Source organism: Segeticoccus rhizosphaerae (assembly GCF_009192725.1).
Classification (GTDB): Bacteria; Actinomycetota; Actinomycetes; order Actinomycetales; family Dermatophilaceae; genus Segeticoccus; species Segeticoccus rhizosphaerae.
Window position 1 is genome coordinate 1 of sequence record NZ_VOHR01000375.1, and the last position, 3,351, is coordinate 3,351.

Sequence of the window (3,351 nt, forward strand, 5' to 3'; positions counted from 1 at the left end):
AAGACCCATTATGCCGACCTTCGGGTTATGCCGACCTGACTGTCGCGGCGCCTGCGCAGCAGGGCGATCGGGCTCGCTAGGTCGGCATAATCAGAGGGCGTCGAGGTAGGCGAGCAGGCTGTCCGGGGCCTGGTAGCGGTGGGGCGTGGTGTCGCGTTGGTTGGTCCGGGCGAGTGCTCGTTGCTTGATCTCCAGGTCCGCGTGCAGGTAGATCTGCGTGGTGTCGACCTTCTCGTGTCCGAGCCAGAGGGCGATCACGCTGGTGTCGACGCCGGCATGAAGCAGTTGCATCGCGGCGGTGTGCCGCAACGTGTGCGTGGTGATCTTCTTCGATGCCAGCGACGGGCAGAGTCGTTCGGCCGCGTGGACATAGAGTGCGACTCGATGTTCGACAGCGTCGCGACTTAGGGGATGACCGGATCGTGTCGCGAACAGTGGATCGTCCGGTCGAGAGTCACGTTCGGTCATCCAATCCCGCAGGACCTCGACAGTGCCGCGGGTCAGCGGGGTGATCCGTTGTTTGCGGCCCTTGCCGCGGCAGCTGACGTGAGCGGCCGTGCCGAGGTGCACGTCATCTCCGGTGAGCGCGACCAGTTCGGAGATCCGCAGGCCGGTTTGGGCGGCGAGTACCAGCAGCGTGTGGTCGCGTCGCCCGGTCCAGCTACCGCGGTTCGGGGCGTCGAGCAGGGCGTCCAGTTCCGGATCGGTCAGGAAGGTGACGATTGTGCGGTCGCAGCGTTTTGGCGGTATGGCAAGGACTTGCTGGATCGTGGCGGCGTGGTCTGGGTGCTGCAACGCCGCGTATCGAAACAGCGAGTGGATGGCCGCGAGCCTTGCGTTGCGGGTCGCGGTGCTGTTGCCGCGTTCGATCTCGAGGTGGTCCAGGAACGCTGCGATCTCGGTGACGCCGAGATCGTCGAGGCGCAGCTGGCTGGCCGGCTGTCCGAGGTTCCGGCTGGCGTAGCCGAGCAGTAGTCGGAAGGTGTCTCGGTAGGCGGCCACCGTGTGCGTGCTGGCATTGCGCTGGCCGATCAGCCTGTGGGTGAAGAAGCCCTGCAGCACCGGGGCGAGCAGTGTCATGGCTGTGCCTTCGCGTGTTCGAGCCGAGCGCAGGCCAGCGCCATCAGTTCCGGCGCGGTCGATAGGTACCAGTAGGTCGCGCTCGGGTCGACGTGACCGAGATAGGTGGACAGCAGCGGCATGCGGGCTTGCACGTCTTGCCCGTCGCGATACCAGTCCAGCACGGTGCTGACGGCGAAGGTGTGTCTCAGGTCGTGCAACCGGGGACGGCATCTGGCCGATCGAGGCTTCAGTCCAGCGGCCCGGACCAGGGTACGGAACGTCGATTCCACGCGACAGTCCGACAACCGGGTGCCGGCGGTGGACAGAAGGAACGTGCTCGCCTTCGGCGCTGGGATGAAGCCGTCGCGCCGGCGGGCATGGTCACCCAGCCGCACGGCGGTGGACGGGTGCAGCGGAATCTGGCGGCTCTTGCCGAATTTGCCTTTGACAACGGTGAGCATCTCGGTCGTGAGGTCGACGTCGGCACGCTCGAGGTTGAGCGCCTCACCGAGCCGCAGGCCGGTCACGGCCAGCAGCCCGATCAGAGTCTCGTACGTCGAGGCAATCAACGGCGTGTTCAACTGTCGCGCCGCGTGCATCAGCGCTGCGATGTCTTCACCTGAATACAGATACGGCGTGGCCCGCATGGTGCGCAGTGGAAGCAGACTCGGCGGCGGGACCTGGATCCCGGGCCTGCGTGGCTGCAGGTAGGCGGCGAACCCACGCACCGCCGAGAGCCGGTAGGCCCACCAGCTCGGGTCCGCCTGCTCCGGTTGCCGAGCCCACGCCAGCGCCGAGTCGATGGTGATCTGCTGGGTGCCGAGCCGGTCGAGATGGTCGGCGAACTGCAGGACGAGGCGGCCCGGCTTCTCCAGCTTGAACCCCATCGACCGGCGCAGCCTTAGGTAGTTCTCGGCGGCCTGCCGCATCGCGTTCATCGGACACCTACCGGCCAGGGCCGCGCCAGCGGCCGCAGCGCAGCCTGGTCGACCTTCGCGTAGATCGCCGTCGTGGCCGGTCGTCGGTGCCGCAGCAGTTCAGAGATCTCCGACATCGGTGCGCCCGCGCGCAGCAGCTCGACAGCGACCGTGTGCCGAAGCTGATGTGCGCCGGTCACCGCGACTCCCGCGCGGCGTCCGGCAGCGTGCACCATCGCCGTGACGGCCCCCGAAGACAGACCGGTACGCGGCGCGTCCAAGCGCACGAACACGCGACGGTCACTGGTCTGGGGTCGGCCTCGGCGCAGGTAGGCGACCAGCGCCTGCCCAACATCCTCGGGAAGCGGCAGCCGTTCCCGCCGACCGCCCTTGCCCCGGACCTCGATCTCCCCGGCACGCCATTCCACGTCTTCCAGGCTCAACGCGGCCAGTTCTCCGGCCCGCAAGCCCAAGCGGGAGAGCATCAACAGCATCGCGTAGTCGCGGCGACCGCGTCTGGTGCGGCGATCACATCTGGCCAATAGGCGCGCAACGTCGCGCGCGGCCAACGCGCGCGGTATTCCCGCGCTGCGCCTATTGGCCGCCCGCGGAACGGCAAGCACCAGCCCTGCGGGTGTGAGCCCCCGCAGCTGTCCGAACCGCAGCAGCGCGCGAAGCGGTGTGACCACCTGTCGTGCTGACCCGCTGGCCCGCCGGGTGCGCTCATTCAAGACGAACCCACTAATGTCCTCGGCACCCACCCCAGCCAGACCTGTCACGCCCCGATGCGCGCAGAAGTCCAGGAACCGTCGTGCGACCTGGACATAGTTGTCGATGCTGCCAATCACCAGCCGTCGCTCATCTGTCAGATAGCGGCGAAAGGCCTGGAGCTCATCACCGGACGGCACCGCAGGATCCGGGACGGCCGGCTCTGGTGCGGCCCCGACCTCTCGCAGATACGTCAGCAGCGGCTCCAACGCGCGCCGCGTCCGAAGGTTGTAGTAGGTCGCTCGACGGACACCGACGAACTCGAGCACCAGCTCCTCGCTGAGCTCAGAGCAATCGTGTTCGCTGGCCATCAGCCACCGACTCAGGTGCGCCAGCAACCGAAGATGTCCCTCAGCCGTCACCGGTGAGTAGAAGCGCCGGTCAATCAGCCAGTAGTAAAAGCCATCCGCATGTAGTGTCAGCGGTCCGCAGATCCGGACTCCGAAGTACGTCTCGTTCATCATTGGCTCCTCTCGGGACGAACGTCCGAGAAGATCCGACCACCAGAACCGGATTATGCCGACCTCGCGAGCCCGATCGCCCTGCTGCGCAGGCGCCGCGACAGTCAGGTCGGCATAACCCGAAGGTCGGCATAATGGGTCTT

The 3,351-nt window shown here is 66.8% G+C and carries 3 protein-coding genes; all 3 read right to left on the minus strand.

What is annotated here, in order from left to right:
* Positions 1–90 precede the first annotated feature (90 nt).
* Genes FRW57_RS19215 through FRW57_RS19225 form a run of 3 tightly spaced genes read right to left on the minus strand, consistent with a single transcriptional unit; the run spans position 91 to position 3,208 of the window.
* Complete coding sequence (locus FRW57_RS19215) at positions 91–1,080, minus strand: tyrosine-type recombinase/integrase (RefSeq protein ID WP_152186789.1); 990 nt, start codon at positions 1,078–1,080, stop codon at positions 91–93.
* Positions 1,077–2,000, minus strand: a complete 924-nt coding sequence (locus FRW57_RS19220; RefSeq protein WP_152186790.1) for a tyrosine-type recombinase/integrase — start codon at positions 1,998–2,000, stop codon at positions 1,077–1,079. The genes FRW57_RS19215 and FRW57_RS19220 overlap by 4 nt, the downstream gene beginning before the upstream one ends.
* Entirely contained in the window at positions 1,997–3,208 is a 1,212-nt protein-coding gene (locus FRW57_RS19225; protein ID WP_203230424.1) for a tyrosine-type recombinase/integrase, read from the minus strand. The genes FRW57_RS19220 and FRW57_RS19225 overlap by 4 nt, the downstream gene beginning before the upstream one ends.
* Between the last annotated feature and the right edge of the window lie 143 nt (positions 3,209–3,351).

Coding starts and splice junctions, on each gene's coding strand:
- FRW57_RS19215 (WP_152186789.1), bottom strand. CDS start 1,080: ATGACACTGCTCGCCCCGGTGCTGCAGGGCTTCTTCACCCACAGGCTG.
- FRW57_RS19220 (WP_152186790.1), bottom strand. CDS start 2,000: ATGAACGCGATGCGGCAGGCCGCCGAGAACTACCTAAGGCTGCGCCGG.
- FRW57_RS19225 (WP_203230424.1), bottom strand. CDS start 3,208: ATGAACGAGACGTACTTCGGAGTCCGGATCTGCGGACCGCTGACACTA.